The organism is Teretinema zuelzerae (assembly GCF_021021555.1).
Classification (GTDB): Bacteria; Spirochaetota; Spirochaetia; order Treponematales; family Treponemataceae; genus Teretinema; species Teretinema zuelzerae.
The window spans coordinates 1,891,390-1,909,594 of sequence record NZ_JAINWA010000003.1; the positions used below are offsets into that span (position 1 = coordinate 1,891,390).

General features: G+C 54.8%; 16 protein-coding genes and 1 tRNA gene. 5 read left to right on the forward strand and 12 right to left on the reverse strand.

Annotated features, from left to right (window positions below):
• Positions 1–14: 14 nt before the first annotated feature.
• The 4 genes from K7J14_RS15610 to K7J14_RS15625 are packed head-to-tail and all read right to left on the reverse strand — an operon-like array spanning position 15 to position 6,013.
• On the reverse strand, positions 15–509 hold the full coding sequence (locus K7J14_RS15610; protein WP_230758589.1) for a YchJ family protein: 495 nt from the start codon (positions 507–509) through the stop codon (positions 15–17).
• A gap of 59 nt (positions 510–568) precedes the next feature.
• Positions 569–3,703: an efflux RND transporter permease subunit gene (locus K7J14_RS15615; protein WP_230758599.1), complete on the reverse strand. Its 3,135-nt coding sequence runs from the start codon at positions 3,701–3,703 to the stop codon at positions 569–571.
• Complete coding sequence (locus K7J14_RS15620) at positions 3,700–4,683, reverse strand: efflux RND transporter periplasmic adaptor subunit (protein ID WP_230758602.1); 984 nt, start codon at positions 4,681–4,683, stop codon at positions 3,700–3,702. The genes K7J14_RS15615 and K7J14_RS15620 overlap by 4 nt, the downstream gene beginning before the upstream one ends.
• A complete protein-coding gene (locus tag K7J14_RS15625) occupies positions 4,676–6,013 on the reverse strand; it encodes a TolC family protein (RefSeq protein WP_230758606.1) in 1,338 nt (445 codons plus the stop codon). Before K7J14_RS15625 ends, K7J14_RS15620 begins: the two co-directional genes overlap by 8 nt.
• A 176-nt stretch (positions 6,014–6,189) precedes the next feature.
• Between K7J14_RS15625 and K7J14_RS15630 the strand changes: the two genes are divergently transcribed.
• Both K7J14_RS15630 and K7J14_RS15635 read left to right on the forward strand, forming a co-directional pair.
• A tRNA-Ala gene (locus K7J14_RS15630) sits at positions 6,190–6,263 on the forward strand.
• Positions 6,264–6,312: 49 nt separating this feature from the next.
• Entirely contained in the window at positions 6,313–7,947 is a 1,635-nt protein-coding gene (locus K7J14_RS15635) for a hypothetical protein (RefSeq protein ID WP_230758609.1), read from the forward strand.
• A gap of 91 nt (positions 7,948–8,038) precedes the next feature.
• Here the strand turns inward: K7J14_RS15635 and K7J14_RS15640 are convergent, their stop codons facing one another.
• The 4 genes from K7J14_RS15640 to K7J14_RS15655 are packed head-to-tail and all read right to left on the reverse strand — an operon-like array spanning position 8,039 to position 10,711.
• Positions 8,039–8,326 (reverse strand): leader peptide processing enzyme, encoded by a 288-nt coding sequence (locus K7J14_RS15640; protein WP_230758611.1) that lies wholly within the window; start codon positions 8,324–8,326, stop codon positions 8,039–8,041.
• Positions 8,323–8,847, reverse strand: coding sequence for a signal peptidase II (gene lspA, locus K7J14_RS15645; RefSeq protein ID WP_230758627.1), 525 nt, complete (start codon positions 8,845–8,847; stop codon positions 8,323–8,325). Before lspA ends, K7J14_RS15640 begins: the two co-directional genes overlap by 4 nt.
• A gap of 36 nt (positions 8,848–8,883) precedes the next feature.
• Entirely contained in the window at positions 8,884–9,645 is a 762-nt protein-coding gene (locus K7J14_RS15650; RefSeq protein WP_230758638.1) for a Nif3-like dinuclear metal center hexameric protein, read from the reverse strand.
• Entirely contained in the window at positions 9,623–10,711 is a 1,089-nt protein-coding gene (locus K7J14_RS15655) for a hypothetical protein (protein WP_230758640.1), read from the reverse strand. Before K7J14_RS15655 ends, K7J14_RS15650 begins: the two co-directional genes overlap by 23 nt.
• A gap of 56 nt (positions 10,712–10,767) precedes the next feature.
• Here K7J14_RS15655 and K7J14_RS15660 point away from each other — a divergent pair, with 56 nt between their 5' ends.
• Positions 10,768–13,131, forward strand: a complete 2,364-nt coding sequence (locus K7J14_RS15660) for a Lon protease family protein (RefSeq protein WP_230758642.1) — start codon at positions 10,768–10,770, stop codon at positions 13,129–13,131.
• Between the two features lie 48 nt (positions 13,132–13,179).
• Positions 13,180–14,676 (forward strand): HDOD domain-containing protein, encoded by a 1,497-nt coding sequence (locus K7J14_RS15665; protein ID WP_230758644.1) that lies wholly within the window; start codon positions 13,180–13,182, stop codon positions 14,674–14,676.
• Here K7J14_RS15665 and K7J14_RS15670 read toward each other — a convergent pair.
• The 4 genes from K7J14_RS15670 to rsmI all read right to left on the reverse strand — a co-directional run bounded on the left by K7J14_RS15670 (position 14,643) and on the right by rsmI (position 17,714).
• A complete protein-coding gene (locus tag K7J14_RS15670) occupies positions 14,643–15,452 on the reverse strand; it encodes a TrmH family RNA methyltransferase (protein ID WP_230758646.1) in 810 nt (269 codons plus the stop codon). The genes K7J14_RS15665 and K7J14_RS15670 overlap by 34 nt on opposite strands.
• Positions 15,452–16,600, reverse strand: a complete 1,149-nt coding sequence (locus K7J14_RS15675; RefSeq protein ID WP_230758649.1) for an iron-containing alcohol dehydrogenase — start codon at positions 16,598–16,600, stop codon at positions 15,452–15,454. Before K7J14_RS15675 ends, K7J14_RS15670 begins: the two co-directional genes overlap by 1 nt.
• 104 nt (positions 16,601–16,704) lie before the next feature.
• On the reverse strand, positions 16,705–16,986 hold the full coding sequence (locus K7J14_RS15680) for a flagellar biosynthesis anti-sigma factor FlgM (protein ID WP_330165607.1): 282 nt from the start codon (positions 16,984–16,986) through the stop codon (positions 16,705–16,707).
• A 32-nt stretch (positions 16,987–17,018) separates the two neighbouring features.
• The gene (rsmI, locus tag K7J14_RS15685; protein ID WP_408033994.1) at positions 17,019–17,714 is read right to left on the reverse strand and encodes a 16S rRNA (cytidine(1402)-2'-O)-methyltransferase; all 696 of its coding nucleotides are present in this window, start codon (positions 17,712–17,714) and stop codon (positions 17,019–17,021) included.
• Positions 17,715–17,776: 62 nt separating this feature from the next.
• Between rsmI and K7J14_RS15690 the strand changes: the two genes are divergently transcribed.
• The gene (locus tag K7J14_RS15690) at positions 17,777–18,196 is read left to right on the forward strand and encodes a hypothetical protein (RefSeq protein ID WP_230758654.1); all 420 of its coding nucleotides are present in this window, start codon (positions 17,777–17,779) and stop codon (positions 18,194–18,196) included.
• The last annotated feature ends 9 nt before the right edge of the window (positions 18,197–18,205 follow it).

Sequence of the window (18,205 nt, forward strand, 5' to 3'; positions counted from 1 at the left end):
GAGCATGCGGGCGATTATTTACCGCAGCACTGTTTATATTTTTTTCCGCTTCCGCAGGGGCACGGCTCGTTGCGGCCGACCTTCGGCACGGAGCGCACGATCGTGGTGGGAGTCAGATTCCCCTCGGCGTAGAGCCACTTGCCGTCGACCTTCTTGAAGCCGGCGACTTCCCGATGCTCGTCCTTCAAGCCCTTTCTGGAATAATAGGCAGAGAACTCGACGATGCCTTCTTCGTCGGAAGGGCCGCCCTGTTTGGTTCCGTGGATCTTCAAGCCCAGCCACTCGGATTCCTCGCTCCACTTGCGGGTTTCCTCCATGTCGATATCGTTCGCGCCCTCTTCCCGGACGCAAGAGGCGGCGATGAAGTCGATCTCGTGCATGACATAGGCTGAATACCGGGCGCGCATAAGGCTTTCTGCAGTAGGCGCCGACGTTTTACCGGAAATGATCGGACCGCAGCACTCGCTGAATTTTTTTCCGCTTCCGCAGGGGCATACATTCTTTTCCATATAACAAAAACTCCTTGCTTGTATCTTGTGTATAGTACAATACTTCTGTTTTTTTTACATCAGGATTGATAGTTCTCCAGCATATTCTGCAGAGAATCCGGGTCGTAGAACCGCTTCTCCCGGCGCTTGTTGAGCAGGGTATACATGATCGGAGTCACGAAAAGAGTAAGAACAGCGCCGGAAAGGATGCCCCCGACAATGGTGACGCCGATCGGCTGCATCTGCTCTCCGCCTTCTCCCGGGAAAAACCCCATCGGAATCGTGGCGAAAACGGTGGTCAGCGTAGTCATAAGAATGGGCCTGAGGCGGTTTCTCGCCGCAGCGATGCAGGCATCGCCCACCGGAATTTTGTTCTTCATCAATCCGTTCGTATAATCGACCAGCACGATGCCGTTGTTTACCACGATGCCGACCAGGGCGACGATGCCGACCGCCGAAAAGAGGTTGAAGGCCTGGCCGCTGACCGTGTAGACGGCGACGACGCCGATGAGGAGGAGCGGAATCGACACGAGAATGATGAGGGGGTCCACCAGAGACTCGAACTGGGCGGCCATCACGATGAAAACCAGTATGACGGCGATGAGGATAACCAGGAGCATCGTTCCCCCCGATTTTGATAAATCCTGGGCCTCGCCGCCGTAGTCGAGCGCGACGGAATCGGGAAGCGCGAGCTTTTCAGCAATCGCCTTTTCCACGATCGGCTGCAGCCGGTTCGCCGTCGTACCAAGCTCCAGGGCGGCGGTGACATGATTCACCCGCAGCCCCTCTTCCCGGGATATGGTACGGGGCGCTGTCGTGGACTGAAAGGACACCAGATTGTCGAGGGACACCATTCCCTTCGTGCCCTTCACCGAAAGACGCGTCAGGTCGGAGAGCGAGGAAATCTCATAGTCCGGCAGATAGACCCGGATCGAAACCTCTTCGTTGCCGTATTGTATCGTCGTGGACTGGATGCCGTTCAAGGCCGCCTGTATCTCGGAGGAAATCGCGGAAACGGAGACCCCGAAGGCCGCCGCGCGGTCGCGGTCGACGACAACCGTATACTGCGGGCTGCCACCCTCGAGATCGGTTTTCACTTCCGTGAGGCCGGGAATCCCCTTCAGGATTTCCACGACGCGGGCGGCGGTATCGGCGACAGCCGTCTGATCTTCTGACGAAAGCCGCACGTCTATAGCGGACCCGGGCCTGAAACTTCGGCCCGCGGTAAAAAGGAAGGTCGCACCCGGAATCCCGGCGAGGTCTTTTTGAACCAGGTTCCGCACCTCCTCCGGGGTAATCGTTTGTTTTTTGATATCGGGTAGCGTTATCTGAATGCTCCCCGTATTTCCCGTTCCGACCGTGAGGATAAGGCTTTTATAGCCTTTGACCTTTTGAACGATGATTTCCTGCGCCTGGAATAAAATCGCTTCGGTAATGGAATTATCCGTTCCCTCGGGCAGGGTGAGCGATATCGTCACGCTGTCGTCCGTACGCGCCTGAGGAGCGAAACTCAATCCAAGCGAGAGGAATTGAATCACCGACAGGCCGAACAGCATCGCGACGAAGGTCAGAACAAGCAGCCGGTTGCGCAGTGCGAAGGAGAGAGAGCGTGCATAGCCGACCTCGATCCGCTGAAACAACCGTTCGATCGCTTCGTCGATTCGCCGGACAACGGGATTGCGGAGCGGTTTCTGAACGCGCGTATTGAGCCTGAGAATGCTTCCGCTCAGAGCGGGGACCAGCGTTATAGAGACGAACAGAGACACCGTCAGCGAAAGAACCACCGTTACGACCATGTCGCCGAACATCTGCCCCAGATTTTCGAGCTCAGCCTTGTATATCAGCACGGGGAGGAAGACGCAGAGGGTGGTGAGCGTGGAAGCGGTGATCGCAATCACGACCTCCCCGCTTCCCTTAATCGCCGCGACTGCGGAATTATCCCCTTTTTCGCGATACCGGTGAATGTTGTCCAGGACGACTATCGAAGAGTCGACGATCATTCCGATTCCGAGAATAAGGCCCGTCATCGTCATCATATTGAGAGTCAGATCGAGCAGAGACATTCCCAAAAGGGTGACTAAAATTGAAATCGGCATGGATAAGCCGATTATCAGGGTGCCCTTCATGCTTCGAAGAAAGAGGAGGATGACGAGCATCGCCAGCACGGCGCCCTGGAGGGCTGAATTGTACACTTCGTTCATCGTGGATGATATCATCGTCGTATTGTCGCTCAATACCGAAAGCTCCACGCCGAAGGGCAGCAGGGCGTTTATCTCCGGAATAGCATCGCGTACAGCTTCGGCTACCGACGTGCTGTTGGAATCCGTTTCATTCGTAACAGAGATATACAGACCGGGAACGCCGTCTATATAGACCGCGTTCCCGCTGTAATCGTAGGAATCCGAAACCTCGGCGACGTCTTCAAGCCTGACCACGTTCGACCTGGTCACCGAAGAACCGACTGCGGGAATCGAAACGCCAGCGACCACGGTTTGCCGGATATCGTCCAGGGTTCTGAATTTTTCGTCGACGAAGATCTGATAATTCTTCCCGTCTTCGGTCATCGTCCCGCCGGAGGATTGAATATTCCTGACGGCGAGAGAAGACGCTATCCCCGAAAGGGTAAGGCCGTAGGCCCGCAAGCGGTTTTCCGTGACGTCTACCCGGATTATCTTGTTTGCCCCGCCCGACACGTTCGTGGCGGCCACTCCGTCCACCCGTTCAAGGAGAGGAGCGATCTTGTCTTCGGCAAGAGCCTTCAGTTCGCTTATGGGCAGATCGCCCCGCACGGTAAGGCGCATTATCGGCATGGAGTTTATGTCGAATTTTCTCAGAATAGGAGTGTCGCATTCGTCCGGCAACATCCGGACTACCCGGCTTAAAATCTGGTTAATCGCGTCGGAGGCCTCGGTCAGGTCGGTATCGTAGCCGAACTCCAGGCTTATATTGCTTCTTCCCGCGGAAGAAGTCGACGTCATCGATTTAAGCCCGGAAACGACGCTCAGGCGCGATTCCAGCAGCTTCGTTACGTTCTGCTCGACCTCCGCGGGACCGACGTTTCCGTAAGTCGTTGAAACCGAAAGCATGGGAAAAGTTACCGAAGGAAACAACGCGACGCCCAGCCGGGGAACAAAGATGGCCGAAACCACGCAAATCAATGCGAACAGCATGGAAATCGTAACCGGCTGGCGAACGCTCAGCTCAGATATTTTCATGACTTTTTACCCTCCGCGACTCTGCGGATCGGCGTGCCTTCGGAAACGGAGCCGGAATAAATGACCGCATCCCCGAACGAAAGACCGCTGACTATTTCAGCGTCCTTGTCGTTCATCAAGCCGGTCGAAACCCGAACCCGGCGGGCCTTCGAATCCGCGTCTACGGTATACACGACGGTTTCCCCGTTATAGATTCGCAAAGCGCTCCGCGGCACGACGCACACTCCGGATCTTTTTTCCGTGACGAGGCTGATGGCGGCGAACATGCCGGGCTTCAGGCGCTCGTCTTTTGCATCGAACACAAGGACGGCTTCCACGGTTCTGGAAACCGAATCCACGACCGGGCTCACCCTGGCCACGCGCGCCGAAAACACTTCTCCCGGAAAGGGAACGAGGGCAACGCTCGCCTTCAATCCGCTTCGCAGCACGGCGACATACTTTTCCGGAACAAAGGTGATGAGCTCCAGCTCGTCGATAACGCCGACCTTGGCAACCGGAGAGGAGACGCTGATCGTTTCGCCTATTTTATACGGAAGAGAAATCACCGTTCCGTCGATCGTCGAACGGACGGGGCTCACCGCAAAGGGAGACCCCGGGCGGGAAGGATCCACAAGAGCGATCACCCCGCCCTTCTTGATCTCGGCTCCCGGTCCCACCTTATAATCGACCAGCTTTCCCGAGGCGTCGGCATAGATCGAAATTTCCGACCGCGAAGCGACATCCCCGTTGATGCGGATAGCCTTTTCGATGTCAGCCGGCGCAATATCCCGGACGGCCACGGTGATCGCGTTTTGCTTGTCGCCGCCGGACGCGCCGGGAGTTTTCTTCTGCTCTGCAGGCGAAGCGTTTCCGGCGGCAGGCGCCTTTTGCGCGTCGGCTTTATCCGGCGTAAAAACCGCAACCAGAATGGCTGCCCCGAAAATAAAAATAAAGGCCAGTAAAAACAGCTGAATGATTCTGTCCGCAGAAGTTTTAATCATTATCGTCTCCTTGGTTCATCAATTCCGAAACGGGGATGTTCAGCGCAAAGGTCAAATCGGCGACCACGTTTCGATACGACGATTCGGCGGATAGAAGAGCGAGGCCGGCGTTCAGGCGGTCTTTCCTGGCTGTTTCCAAATTCGTCGAACCGACGAGGCCGGCTTCGTATCCCTGCCTGGCGAGCTCGTATGCCCTGATCGTATTTCTTTCATTCAATTTATGCACAGTCAGCGATTCAACCAGCTGATTAGCTGACTCGAACAAACTTTCTATCTCTTTCCGTGCCGCGACGCGGGTTTGCATCAACGCTAGTTCCGCTTCTTTAACCGCGGTCTCGGCGTCCCTTTGCGCAACGGCGTCTTTCGAACCCGGCAGATAGCCTCCGAGCGGGAGAGACAGAGACAACGAAAAAGATCCTGTTTCCGGAAGACCGGAACCTTCAGACAAATCCGCTATCCCGAAATTCTCCGAAACAGAAACAGTCGGGCCGTATCGGGTGAGCGCGCTGTTCCGTGCCGCGCTTTTCGCCCGCGCCAGCGCAATTCCCGCCGAAACGACGTCGTGCCTGAGCGCGATGTATCGATCCATGTCGTCCGGCTTTTTAATGACCTGCCCGGAACAGGGTTCGACGGGAGCCATCGGAAGAACCGAATCAAGCGGTATCCCAAGGAGAGAATTGAGGTTTCTCAGGCTTCCCGCCAGGGCGTTTTTCCGAATCATCGCCTGGGGGAGAAGCGAGGCGGCTGAATATTCAGCCTGAAGCATGTCGAGTTCGGGAATCTGTCCGTTTTCATAATTCGATCGGGCCTTAGCCGCAAGGCTTTGGGCAAGAACCAGATTATGCTCGGTCAGCGAGAGATCCCCTTGGGCAGCGTAGACTGCGTTCCAGGCCTTCCACACATCCCGATACAGGGACGCCTCGGTTTTCCGATAATTCGCCGCGGCCGCAAGATACGCCGCCTCGTCCTGAGCCAAACTTTCCGCGATGCCGCTGTTCAACGACAGAGACAAGCCTGCCGACGCGGACAGAACGGTTCCAGTCGCGGCAGATTCCGCGCCGCCCGGCAGCGCATGGACGTTTTTAAGGGAACCTGATAACGAAATGTTCGGATAAAAACGATTCGTCTTCCATTTATTAGCGTATTCGGCCTGTTCGAATGCCAAACGTTGTTTCTTCAGCGCAAGATTATTCTCCCGGGCTATCCGCCATGCGTCGTCCAGGGTAAGTTCGTCGTCAGGACTAAAAAAATCTGAAGCCTGGGCATAGGAACACACGGACAGAAGGGCAACGGCGCATAAAAGGATGCTTTTTTTCTTCAATATAAACACGAGAGGCTCCTTTTTTTGTTAAAAGTATACAACATAAAAAAGCAATGGATACAGTTATCTCCGGATACCTTTGGAAAAGTCTATAAACTCTGGTATACTAACACTGTGTTTTTTCGGGCCCGGTAAGATACCCTATTGACCTTCCGGGCGTATTCCTGCTATGCTCTCTTTACCTCGGGGGTGTAGCTCAGTTGGCTAGAGCGCTTGCATGGCATGCAAGAGGTCAGGGGTTCAATTCCCCTCACCTCCACGAGTTTCCTACCTGCGTTCGGCCGCTGCATATCCAAAAGAAGTAAATAATGGATGATCTTGGACTCGATCCGGAACTTGCAGCCCTTCTCGACAATACTCCCATAAAAAAATCCGGACCCGCGATACGAAAAGATTCTCTTTTCTCGAATTCGCGCGAGGCCGTCGGATCGGCAGACAAGGGCATCGCGGACGTCGATTTGACGGCATCGACATTCACAAAAATCGATAAATTCCTCAACGACACGCCCCATGCCTTATACGACGATCCTTCGTATTATAAAAAGGTTTTGGGAGGCGAAAACGAATCCGCCCAACGTCTCCACGGCCTTCTCACAAAATTTCTTACCTGCCAGGACCCGAAAGACAGAGGCGTATACCGGCAACAGCTGATTACCGCCTATTGGGACTTCTCCTGCAACCTCGCGATTAAATCGGCGTCCCTCAGGATGGAACAGGCAAAGCGCTATTCCCTGCGGTACGGCCTCGTCCTCCCGACGCTGCTCACCCCTGAGCAAAAAAGTCTCTTCGCTTCGATCATAGACGAAAACATCTGGAGGGAGCCCGTCTACTATCTCGACGAATGGTTCCGGGAAATCGGTTCCGGAAAGATCGGGCCGTCGAGCACAGACGAGGCAAGAACGAACAGGAAAGACGATTCGGCCCGGTTCCAGCAGCTGTTGTCGAAGGCACAGGGAAAACTCCAAAGTGCTGAAAACCTCCTTCGGGCAAAATCCGAAGAGCGCATCAGGCTCGAAGACAATATCAAGGAGACGCTCAACATCGCTTTCCAGCATGAGCCGCTAGCGGGATTCGCAGGCGTCAGGGACGCCTTCACCGACCAGCAAAAGCGGATGATAACGGAAATTTCCGAGAAAATGAGAAAGCTCGCGATTCTCGACAAGGAGCTGCTTTCCTTCATCCGGGACTATGAAACCGCGGAAGACGACGTGCGCACGCTTCAACAGAAGGTAGACTCTTCAGGCGGAGGGGAAACAAACATCTCCGGAATAACCGCGGAATTTGAAACGATTCGCCAAATGGCGAAAATGACCTGCGGACGGCAGGGAAACCACTTCCCGATCCTTTCCCGCGAATATTTCCACTCCTCCTCGCGGGAAATCGGCATCAGGGAAAACGTCATCGAAGCCCTTCGAACCATAGAATCCATCGATCCCGAGGCCTACTGCAGGCAATATAAATCTCAGCTCAACCGCATCCCGCCATTCGTCATTCTCATCCCCTCTTACGGGGATACCGGGATGTGCTGGGAACCCTTCGACCGCTACAACCGCGTCACCAGCCGCGGCCGCATAGCGATCCCGATGTACGCTAAAAATCTGCAGATTGCCGTGTTGACCGCAGTCGCGGATCTTCGCTGGCAGGTCGCAAAGGAAAAAGCCTCCTACTACTGGATGGAAGAAGGCCTTACCGGCAACTATTACCAGTGGTTCCAGGGACAAAAGCTCAAAGGAGACGTCAAGGAATACTTCATCAACGACTATCTGCTGTGGATGCTGAAGGAAAGCGACGGAATCCAGAAACTGAACAAGGAAGTACGGGGAATTTTCTGGCGCTATATGCCCTTCCATAAAGACGTCAAACAAAAACTTAAAGGACGGGCCCTCGTGTATCAGGAGCTTTGCCAGAGAGACCTCAACCGCGAAATGTCCGACGGCTACTGAACGCGGCGCCGCCGAAGAGCGTTCAAGCAGAACGTAAAAAAAAGCCTTTCGCGTGGTCTTCAAGACCCGGCGGAAGGCTTTTTTCGTCGAATCAATCCAGATTCGGTTTTCTTTTTCTCGGATTTGAAAACAAAGGCTCCATCTTGTCCGAAAGATGAAAGCGTTCAATAACCCAGCGGGTAAGACGCTGATAGGCGAACATGGCCAGAACGATCCCCGCGACGAAGGCGAACGGAACGATCGTGCCGACGCTGTTTCCGAAATACGGAACCAACAAGCTCACCCCGTACAAGGCCAGTCCGATAAACAGAATCGCGAGAATAACATTCACCACGGTGCCGCCGAGTATAAAAAGAAGCGTATTCGCTTTTTTATTCATTTCGCGTCTCCTCGAGAGTCCTTCATCATGAAAAGGATGCTGATTAACAACAGAATGCCGCATACGACTACAGCCGAATCGGCTACATTGAAGGTAGGCCAGCGTTCAAGGCCGAAAAGTCCATAAAACTTTACATCCAGGAAATCAAGAACGCCTTCGGGCCGGAAGAACCTGTCGATCAAATTGCCCAGCCCCCCGCCGACGATACCCGCCACGCACCACCGCTGAAGCGAAGTCAGGTCTGTGCTTCTGAAATACACCCCGATTACGATCACGATCACGATCAAGGGCATAAGCCCGAAGAGGATGCTCCGGATATCATGCGAAAGCCCTCCGCCGATGCTGAACGCGATTCCGGGATTATACACATGAATTATACGAAAAAAGTCGCCCCAGAGCGAAAAACCGACAGACCAGGGACGAACCAAAACGCTCACCGCGAGCTTCGTCAGTTGATCTGCCGCCAGGACGGCGGCTGTCAGGGAAAACGGCAACAGTTTCGCCAGAAATTTAGTATCCATACGAACCCTCGAATGTAAAAGTTAGGTTCATTGTACCTATAAACCGGTGGGTACGTCTATAAAAACCGTATCCAGGGAGGTTTCCCGTCCGAGCCGTTCGGCAAGCAGCTTCACGCCGACTGTTTCAGTCTGGTAATGGCCTCCGGAAATCACCGATATCCCCTGCTCTAAACAGGCATGATATATTTCATGGCTGACGTCTCCGGTTATGAACAGATCGCATCCTTCGGCGATGGCCTGGTGAACCTCGTCGGTCGCGCCTCCGGAAACCACGGCGGCCGAATGTATTTCCCGCGGTCCGAACGGCAGAATAGACAGGGGCTTCGAACCGTCCGGAAAAAGCCGCCGGACAGCCTCGTCGATCGAAACCGGCGAGGCGAAAACCCCTTTATATCCGATCCGAACGCCCCGCCACTCGCCGAAACTCTCCAGATCGATCAATCCCAAACGAGCGGCGATTCCGGCGTTATTCCCCACCTCCGGATGAGCGTCGAGGGGGAGATGGGCCGCGTACAGCGCGAGATTGGCGTCCAGCAGCGCCTTGATCCTGCGGTAATGGGCGCCGGTAACGACAACCGGATCCCGCCAAAAGAGCCCGTGGTGAACGATAAGGACACCGGCGCCGGCTTCGGAAGCCCGTAGAATCGTTTCAAGCGACGCGTCCACGGCAAAGGCGGCCCGCGAAATATCGCTGCCGTCGTTTTCCACCTGTATTCCGTTCCGCGAAGGATCCGAACCGCTGTATCTTTCCAGGTCAAGAACGGAATCAAGCCATTTATCGATCTCCGGCAGCCGCATACGCCCTCCTCATGTCAAACCAGGAGCCGATCCTCCGCGCCAGCAAAACCGCCGCGGAGCGATCCTTCTCCCTCGGATAACCGAGAATCACGGCTCCGAGCGGATCGTCGAAAACAAGCTCGCAGGGAATTTCTTTTCCCCCGTCATGAAAAAACACCGCCGGAGCAGACGAATAAACCGAAGGCATGCTGCCCGAACGGATATCGAACGCCGGCAACGAATCGGAAAGAACCGCTATTCCGTCGCAGATGCCCGGACCCGCCTCCCACGTTTTGACAACTACGGAAACGGCGTCCCCCTCAGCGACAACATAGAGCGGCTCGTCGTCCGCTTTCATTGCAAGCGCAGTATCGAAGCGCCGGCCGACAGAACGCTGCAGGGCATCGCCTGCTTCATCAGGCAGGAGAGCGTCGTTCCGGAGCAAGGCCGCCGAGTAAAACAGTATCTTCCGAATGCCGGATGCGTTAAATAGAGGGGAAATGAAATCGGAGGCGCTCGAAAACCTCGGCTCGATCACCCGAAAGCCCATTCCGGCGAGAGAGGCCGCAAGGGTGTTCCGGGAGCCTTCCGTGAAAAAATCTCCCTGAAGAAGCACGAGGCCCCTGCTTCCCGGATATAGCTGCGGATCAGGCTTCCATTCCGAAACAGTCCGCCATGAACCCGGATAAAACTGCTCCCTGGACTCGGCGTGCGAAATATCCGAATCGGGAACCGCTTCAGCGACCGGCGCGAAGTACGCAGCGCCGTACGATACGGGGACTAAAAGCAGCAACAGCAACACCGCCGCAATATAGGAACCGATACCGTACCAATCCGTCGGAAGCCGGAAACAGAACCGCGCGAAACGCGGGAGGTTGAGCAGATTCAGAAAAACGGAAAACGCCAAAACGGGAACAAAGGAGAGTTGAAACCCGCAGGCGAAAATCAGCGAAACCGCCAAAGCCAGCGAAAGCAGCGGCAGCAGGGGAATGCCTTCGATGCGCTGGAGCCGCCTGAAAAACGGCCGAAGCAACACCGGAACAGACAGCAGCAATACAAGGATTTCGCCGACAAGTAGATCGCTCATGATGCCCTCACAGGAAAATTAGGGTATACTTTAGTCTGGAAACAAGGAGACTCAAAATGACGCACACCGAAAAAGAGCTTACAGTCGGCCAGATTGCATTCGCCGTTTCCGAAGAACGAATAAAAAAACTGCGTATTGAAGGAAGAAAGAATCCGCTCATCGGACAGCAACGGGCGATAGAAGCGCTCGAGCTGGGGCTCGGCATACGGGCCGACGGCTACAACATCTTCATCATGGGAGCGTCCGGAACTGGGCGCAGGACAGTGCTGACTTCGCTTCTGGCAGAATATAAAGCAAATACCTCCGAGCTACAAGACATAGCGTATGTATATAATTTCACAAAACCGCTTGAACCGAAAGCCCTTTTTTTTCCGCCGGGTACGGGCGGCTATTTCGCCAAAAACCTGAAAAGCGCGATCGAATCGATCCGGAGGCAGGCTCTTCAGATAACCAAGTCCGAAGTCTTCGCGGCGGCGAGAAAAAGAGTAATAAGCCGGTCCGAGACCGACGAGAACCAGGTACTCGCAGAATTTGAAACTCAGATGGCCGCTGAAGGCTTCAAGCTCATCCAGATCAAGGACGACGACGCTCAATCGATGGATCTTGTTCCCGTGATAAAAGGCCGCGCCGCTTCATTCGACGAGCTTCAGGAACTCGTGGGCCGGGGGAAATTCCCGCTCCAGCAGCTGAACTCGCTGAGGGAGCGCTATTACCAATGCCTCGACCGCATGGCGGATCTCTTTAAAATTCTGCGCGAGAAGCGCCGCGCCACCGAGAAGCAGATTCGGGCGCTCAAGGCAGAATCCGCCTCGCCCATCATAGACAACGAGCTTGCCATGCTGAGAAGCCTGTGCAAGAAAACCCCGGAAAACACAGAAGCCCTGAACCATCTCGACGCGATCCGGGAGGATCTCCTCGCGCGAGCCGCGGTGTTCATGGAGCCCTTCAAATCCGCCGCGCATAAAAAAGCCTTCTTCGGAAGATACGCGGTAAATCTCGTTTCCGAACATCCGGCGGATAAAAAATACATCATCCATGAAGAGGTTCCGACCTTCCCGAATCTGTTCGGAAGCATCGAAACGACCGGCGCAACTGACGACATCAGCATAAACGGACATCTCAAGCTCAGGCCCGGAGCCGTTCACCGCGCGATGGGCGGCTTCCTCATACTCAGGCTTCAGGACCTCCTGCAGGAAGACGGCGCATGGACCTACCTCAAACGGGTCCTCCAGTCGGGAAAGATCGAAATTCAGGCGCCACCCTCGAGCATCCACGGACCCAGCCTTCTCAAGCCGCAGGCGGTTCCCGCCAAGCTGAAGGTAGTCATTATCGGCGGCCTGCACTCGTACGACTTCCTGTATCAGGAAGATCCGGATTTCCAGAAATTGTTCAAGGTATGCGCCGAATTCGACAATGTAATGCCCCTGTCCGACCAGAATCTCGGTGAGTTCATCGCGTTTTGCGACGATTTCATCCAGAAAAACACGCTGCTCCCCATCGACGAGGGCGGACTCGCGCGCATCACCGCCCACGCGGCAAGGCTCGCGGAATACCGCGGCATGCTCACTACCCGCTTCATCGCGATATCCGATCTGCTCACCGAAGCGGACTATCAGGCAAGAAAAAACGGCGAGTCGGCGATCACCTACGGAACGGTTGCCAAAACAATAGAACGGAGAAACTATCTCCACCGCCTGCCTGAAGAAAAATACGCGGAAATGATCCAGTCAAAAGAGATTCTTCTCGATGTAAGCGGAACCTCTATAGGCAAGGTGAACGGCCTCGCCGTCCAGGACCGCGGTTATCACGCCTTCGGCATCCCGGTGGCCGTAACCGCGCAGGCCGCCCCGGGCGACGCCGGAGTCATCAATATCGAGCGGGAATCAGGACTTTCCGGAGAAATCTACGACAAGGCCCACCTCATCATCCAGGGGCTGCTGCACCGCCGCTACGCCCACAACATCCCCCTCGCCCTCTCGGCGAGCATCTGCTTCGAACAGTCTTATACGGAAGTGGACGGAGACTCGGCCTCGTGCGCCGAATTTTTCGCCCTCCTTTCCGCGATCGCGGGCATACCGCTCCGCCAGGACATCGCGATTACCGGCAGCCTGAACCAGCTCGGAGACGTGCAGCCGGTCGGCGGAATTCCGGAAAAAATCGAAGGCTTCTTCGACGCCTGCTCGATTCTCGGCATAACCGGAACCCAGGGAGTCATCATCCCCCGGCGCAACGCGGAAAACCTCTTCATCCCGGACAGAATGAACGAAGCCGTAACGAGCGGACGGTTCCATATCTGGGCTATCGATACGGCAGACGAAGGACTGGAAATTCTTTCCGGAACTTCCGCGAAGGAATTCGGCGACAAGGTGTACGCGGTGCTGGAAGACTACGCAAAACGGATGCAGAAATGCTGCAAATAGCAAAATCCGCTGGAAAAATGAACAACGGTAGGTTACACTAAACGAGTTATGCAGGAAAAAAACAAAACGTCGATCGATGTTGCAAAGATTAAAAAAGCTACCCGGATGGGCGTGCCCTTGTCCATTACCACCTTTACTCTTCCCCACGAGATAGAGCTCTACATCGCGGATGTGCTGTCCTATTTCCTGGAAGAAATCAATCAGGAAAAGCTGAAAGACTACCTCATTTACTGCATCAACGAACTCGCGACGAACGCGAAGAAAGCGAACACCAAGCGGGTATATTTTACGGAAAAAGAACTCGACATCAACGACGCCGGGGACTACACCGTCGGAATGTCGAAGTTTAAGGAAGACACCCTTTCAAACATCAACTACTACCTCCAGCTCCAAAAGGAAGCCGGGTTATACGTAAAAATTGTCATGCAAGTGAAGGGAAAGGACATTCTGCTGGAAGTCCGGAACAACTCGGAGATGACGAAGGTCGAGTTCAAGCGGGTGTTCGACAAGCTCGCTCGTTCCCGCCAATTCACCTCGCTCGAAGAAGCCTTTTCACAGGTTCTGGACGACTCCGAAGGCGCGGGACTCGGCCTGGTTATCCTCATTCTCATGCTGAAAAAGGCAGGCCTCAACGACGATAACTACCAGGTGTTCGTCGAAGGCGGCGAGACGATTACCCGCATAATCATCCCGATGGACACCCAGATCGAAGAACAGGTGGCGTCTCTCACCAAAGAAATCATCGAGTACATCGACACCTTGCCGAAATTTCCCGAGAACATCGCCGAAATCGAAAAGCTTCTCAACGATCCGGATTCGAAAATGTCGGCGATCGCGGCCCACATCAGCAACGACGTCGCCCTTACGACGGATTTGCTGAAATTGGTAAATTCTGCGGCTTTCTCGCTCGCGAAAAAATGCACCAGCATCACCGAAGCGGTGAAGATGATCGGAATCCGCGGCATCAAGAACCTTTTGTTCTCCGTCGGAACCCTTCAGATCCTCGGACACATGTCCGACGAGCAGAAAAACCTGTGGGACCACTCCTACAAGGTGGCCTTCTATTCCTACAACCTTGCCAGAAATTTCCTGCACGACCGCATCGTCACAGAGGACGCCTACGTATGCGGACTTCTCCACGACCTGGGAAAGATCATCTTCAGCGCCCTGTATCCGGAAACGCTGGCTAAAATGGAAGAACTGAAGCACCGGCACAACATACCGGATAAACTCTATAATGCTCTGCTTTCCGGCATGAACCATCCGGACATCGGCGCGGCCCTGGCGGAAAAGTGGAACTTCCCCCCTGCCTTGATAGCGGCGATCAAGCATCACCATTCGATCGAGACGGCTCCGGAAGAGTACCGCATGCTCGCGTCGACCGTATGCCTTGCCGACATGCTGGTTCATTTCTCGGAAGGCGGTCTCGAATTCTACCAGATCAATCCCGAGCTTCTGGCCAAATTCAAGATAACGAACGAAGCGCACCTCACCAAGATATGCGCCGCTTTTCAGAAGGGCTTCGACGCCGAACAATCAAGATAGGAAGTCCACCGTTCCATGAGGATTCCGAAGGCGACGCCGACATTGAGCGACGCCTTCAGGCCGTACATCGGAATGGTGACCCTCCCGTAAGCTGCCTTTTTCAGCCCTTCAGGGCTCACTCCCAACTCTTCAGACCCGATAATCACGATGCCCCTCTCGGGAAATTCGAAGTCTTCCAGCGGCGTTCCGCCGGTTTCAAGGGCGAATACCGGCAGGTCTCCGGGAAGATCGTCCAACGACGATACGGAATGCGGAAGATAGTCTTGCGTTCCCATCGAGGACCGCACCGCGCGCGGATGAACCATCGGAGCGCACAGGGGCGACGCGTACAAACGCTCAGCTCCGAAAGCCTCGGCCGTGCGGAAAATCGAACCCAGATTGAACGGAGACCTGATGTCTTCCGCGTATACGCAAACTCCCGGAAAAAAAGGCCGGGCGGTTCTGGGGCCGTCGACAACAGCGGCGAGGCCGGCGGGAACCACGAGATCCCATTCCGCCGGAAAGGTTCCGATCGCGCCCAATAGCGCGTGGCGGGCATGGTTGCACACCCGCAGGGGATCGCGGTTTTCAGGCGGTCCGGAAACCAGAGCGGACAGCTCGTCCCGATGAACGGGATCTATCGAGGAATCCTCAAGCGCGAGCTTTACCAGCCCCCACAGATACTCCAAGTCTCCCGAACCGGCAAGAATCTGCCGCTCCAGGGTCGCGAACGACATCGCGAGCTTTCTCCTCCGCTGTCCGAACGGGAGACGATCGAGTCTATAGAGAGGAACCATCAATACGCCTGCTTGATCAAATCGAAGAGGTCGTCGCTGGACATGGCGCGGGGAATGTAGTTCATCAAATCCAGGGCAGCCGCGTCTTCGGCGGCCGGAACAAGCTGGTCAATCGAAAGCCCGAGATCCTTTAACCGGGTCGGGATTCCGGAAAGAGCAAGACGGCGGCGAACATCGTCTATCGCGGCTTTCGCTCCGTCGCTGGCGCTCAAGCCAGCCGTCGAGACGCCCAGCATTTTGCCGATCGTCGCGATCCTGTCCACGCGGGCGCGGGCGGCGTCTTCCATGATATACGGCAAAAGCACGGCGCACACCAGGGAAGTCGAGGTTTTATAGCGCGCGTTGCAGGCAAGCGAAATCGCGGTGGCCACGCCGGGAGAACTCGCCGCGACTCCCATGGACGCCATGCATCCGCCCTGGGCGATGAGCATCTCGGAAGGAGTTCCGACAAGCTTGCTCTGTTCGGGATCCAGCGCGAGAAGCAGCATTTCAATGGATTTTCCCAGAATGGTTTCCGAGAAAAAATTCGATTTCGTGGAGACATAGCCTTCGATAGCCAGGGAAATAGCGTGGAAAATCATCGAGGTCGCGGTGTTGGGCGACATGTGCATGTAGAGATTTGGATCCATCACGACGGCTTTGCAGATTCCCGCTTGAGTCTTCATCAGCCTGATCTGCCTGTTTCTGGCGTCGATGACCGGCGTCCTGTCCATGAAAACAAAGGCGTCGCGGCAGGTAGAGGGTACTTCTATAAAGGGCATTGCGCCGGAATACGGCTGCGCTCCTGCAAGATACTCGTATATATCGTGGTTTTCGTTATACAAGGCCGCGAGCGCCCGGCCGAGAGAGGATGTTTTCGTTCCGCCCAGGGAGATGAACCCATGGACGTGAGCGCCCCGGGCAAGGGAAAGAGCTTGTTCAAGAGTAGTCGAGGTCGCGGCGGAGGGGATGTCGTCGAACACGAATACGGAAATCCCCTTGTCTTCCAAAGCCGCTACGGCTTTTTCCACAATGCCGAACTCTTTCAGAATAGGATCGGCGATCAGCATGAAGTTGCTGCCCCAGTTCGAAGCAACCTGTCCTATTCTGGCTAACGTATGCGGCCCGAGCATGATATTGGGCGATATGCGGAAAACAAAATCTGCCATAAGAAATCCTCTTGTCCTTAAATGTATCATCTTCCGGAGAAAAAAAAAGCGGTTCCCCCGCAAGGGACCGCTTTTTTCCGAAACAACCGCTATTCTGCGTCGTCTTATATTCCGTATACATCCATTAGCCGGTCGGCGACTATGTCCACAACCGCGTTGTTTATATAGGAGGGATCCTTGATTTTCTGCATGACTTCGGCAACACGATCCGCTCGCACGTCCGGAGCCGAAGAAGCTGCCTCGTTGGCGAAGTAGATCTCGGCTAGTTCTTTCGCTTCAGCGGAAACCGCTATCGAATCCGACTGCGAAACCTCGCCGGTTTTCCGGGTTTTATGAGCGTTCTGAACATTGTTGACGGGGTCGATTCCCCCCAAACGGTCAATCATCATACATATCCTGCCTTCATACTAACTATCGGTTACTCATCCGGACAAGTTGAGCTTTTTTTTCCGGAAACATACACAGAAAATTCGCCGAGAATCTTCTCCCGATCCGCGAAACTGTCCCGAACTTCGATCGCCGTGCCTGAAACGATTTCTTCGTAGAGCTTGGTAAGCTCCCGACCGACGACAACCATCCGCTCTCCGTCTATTTCGGCAAGTTCAGTCAAAAGCTTTACAATCCGAAACGGAGATTCATATAAAACAAAACCGAATCCTGTTTCCGCCAGTTCCCGCAAACGTCCCCGGCGCCGACCCGGCCGCGGAGACAGGAAACCTTCAAATACAACCGACTTGTCGTATCCGCCGGCGACGCTCAAGAGGGTTGCGAAAGCAGACGCTCCGGGAATCGGTATAACCGCATGGCCGGCGTCGCGGGCCGCGCGAACAAGCACGGAACCGGGGTCGCTCAGCGCCGGAGTTCCCGCATCGCTCGCGTAGGCTACTTTCTGCCCTTTTTTCAGGATCTCTAAAACGCGTTTAGAGGCTTCCTCTTCATTCCGGGCGCGGCAGGACACCAGCGGCTTCCTGATGCCGAAATGGGTCAGCAGCTGCAAAGTATGGCGGGTATCCTCGCACGCGATGACGTCCACCGTTTTGAAAGTCTCGAGAGCGCGATAGGTGATATCCCCGAGATTTCCAATAGGGGTTGCGACAATATACAGTTCTGACACGTTTTAATGATAACCCAGTTTGAACATTGCGACAAGGCTCGTTTCATGAGACAATGAAGGATATGAATCTTTCGCTTGCGTATATCGTCGTTCTTCTGTTCGTCGGAATAGCCTTATTAGTCTTTGCCTACGGCCTGTTTACGCTCCCGAACCGCAAAAACAAACGGCCGCCCTTGCTGAAAAAAACGGGAGTTCCCGGAACCCCGGGAGTCTGTCCTATATGCGGAACCGTTCTTAATAAGAACGAACAGATTAAAACAGCCCTGTATCCGGGAGAAGACGACCGAATCTGTCATATCTTCGGCTGCCCGCATTGCCATCCCTACGCCGATGAAAACACCGCCCGGCGCTGCCCTGTCTGCAAAAAGCCGCTTCCCGCCGAAGGATATCTTTTTGCCCGCCTGTTTTCCCGTCCCGGAAACAAGAATCATGTGCATATTCTGGGATGCTCCTCGTGCCGATTGCCCAAGAAAAAAAACTGACCCCCGAAT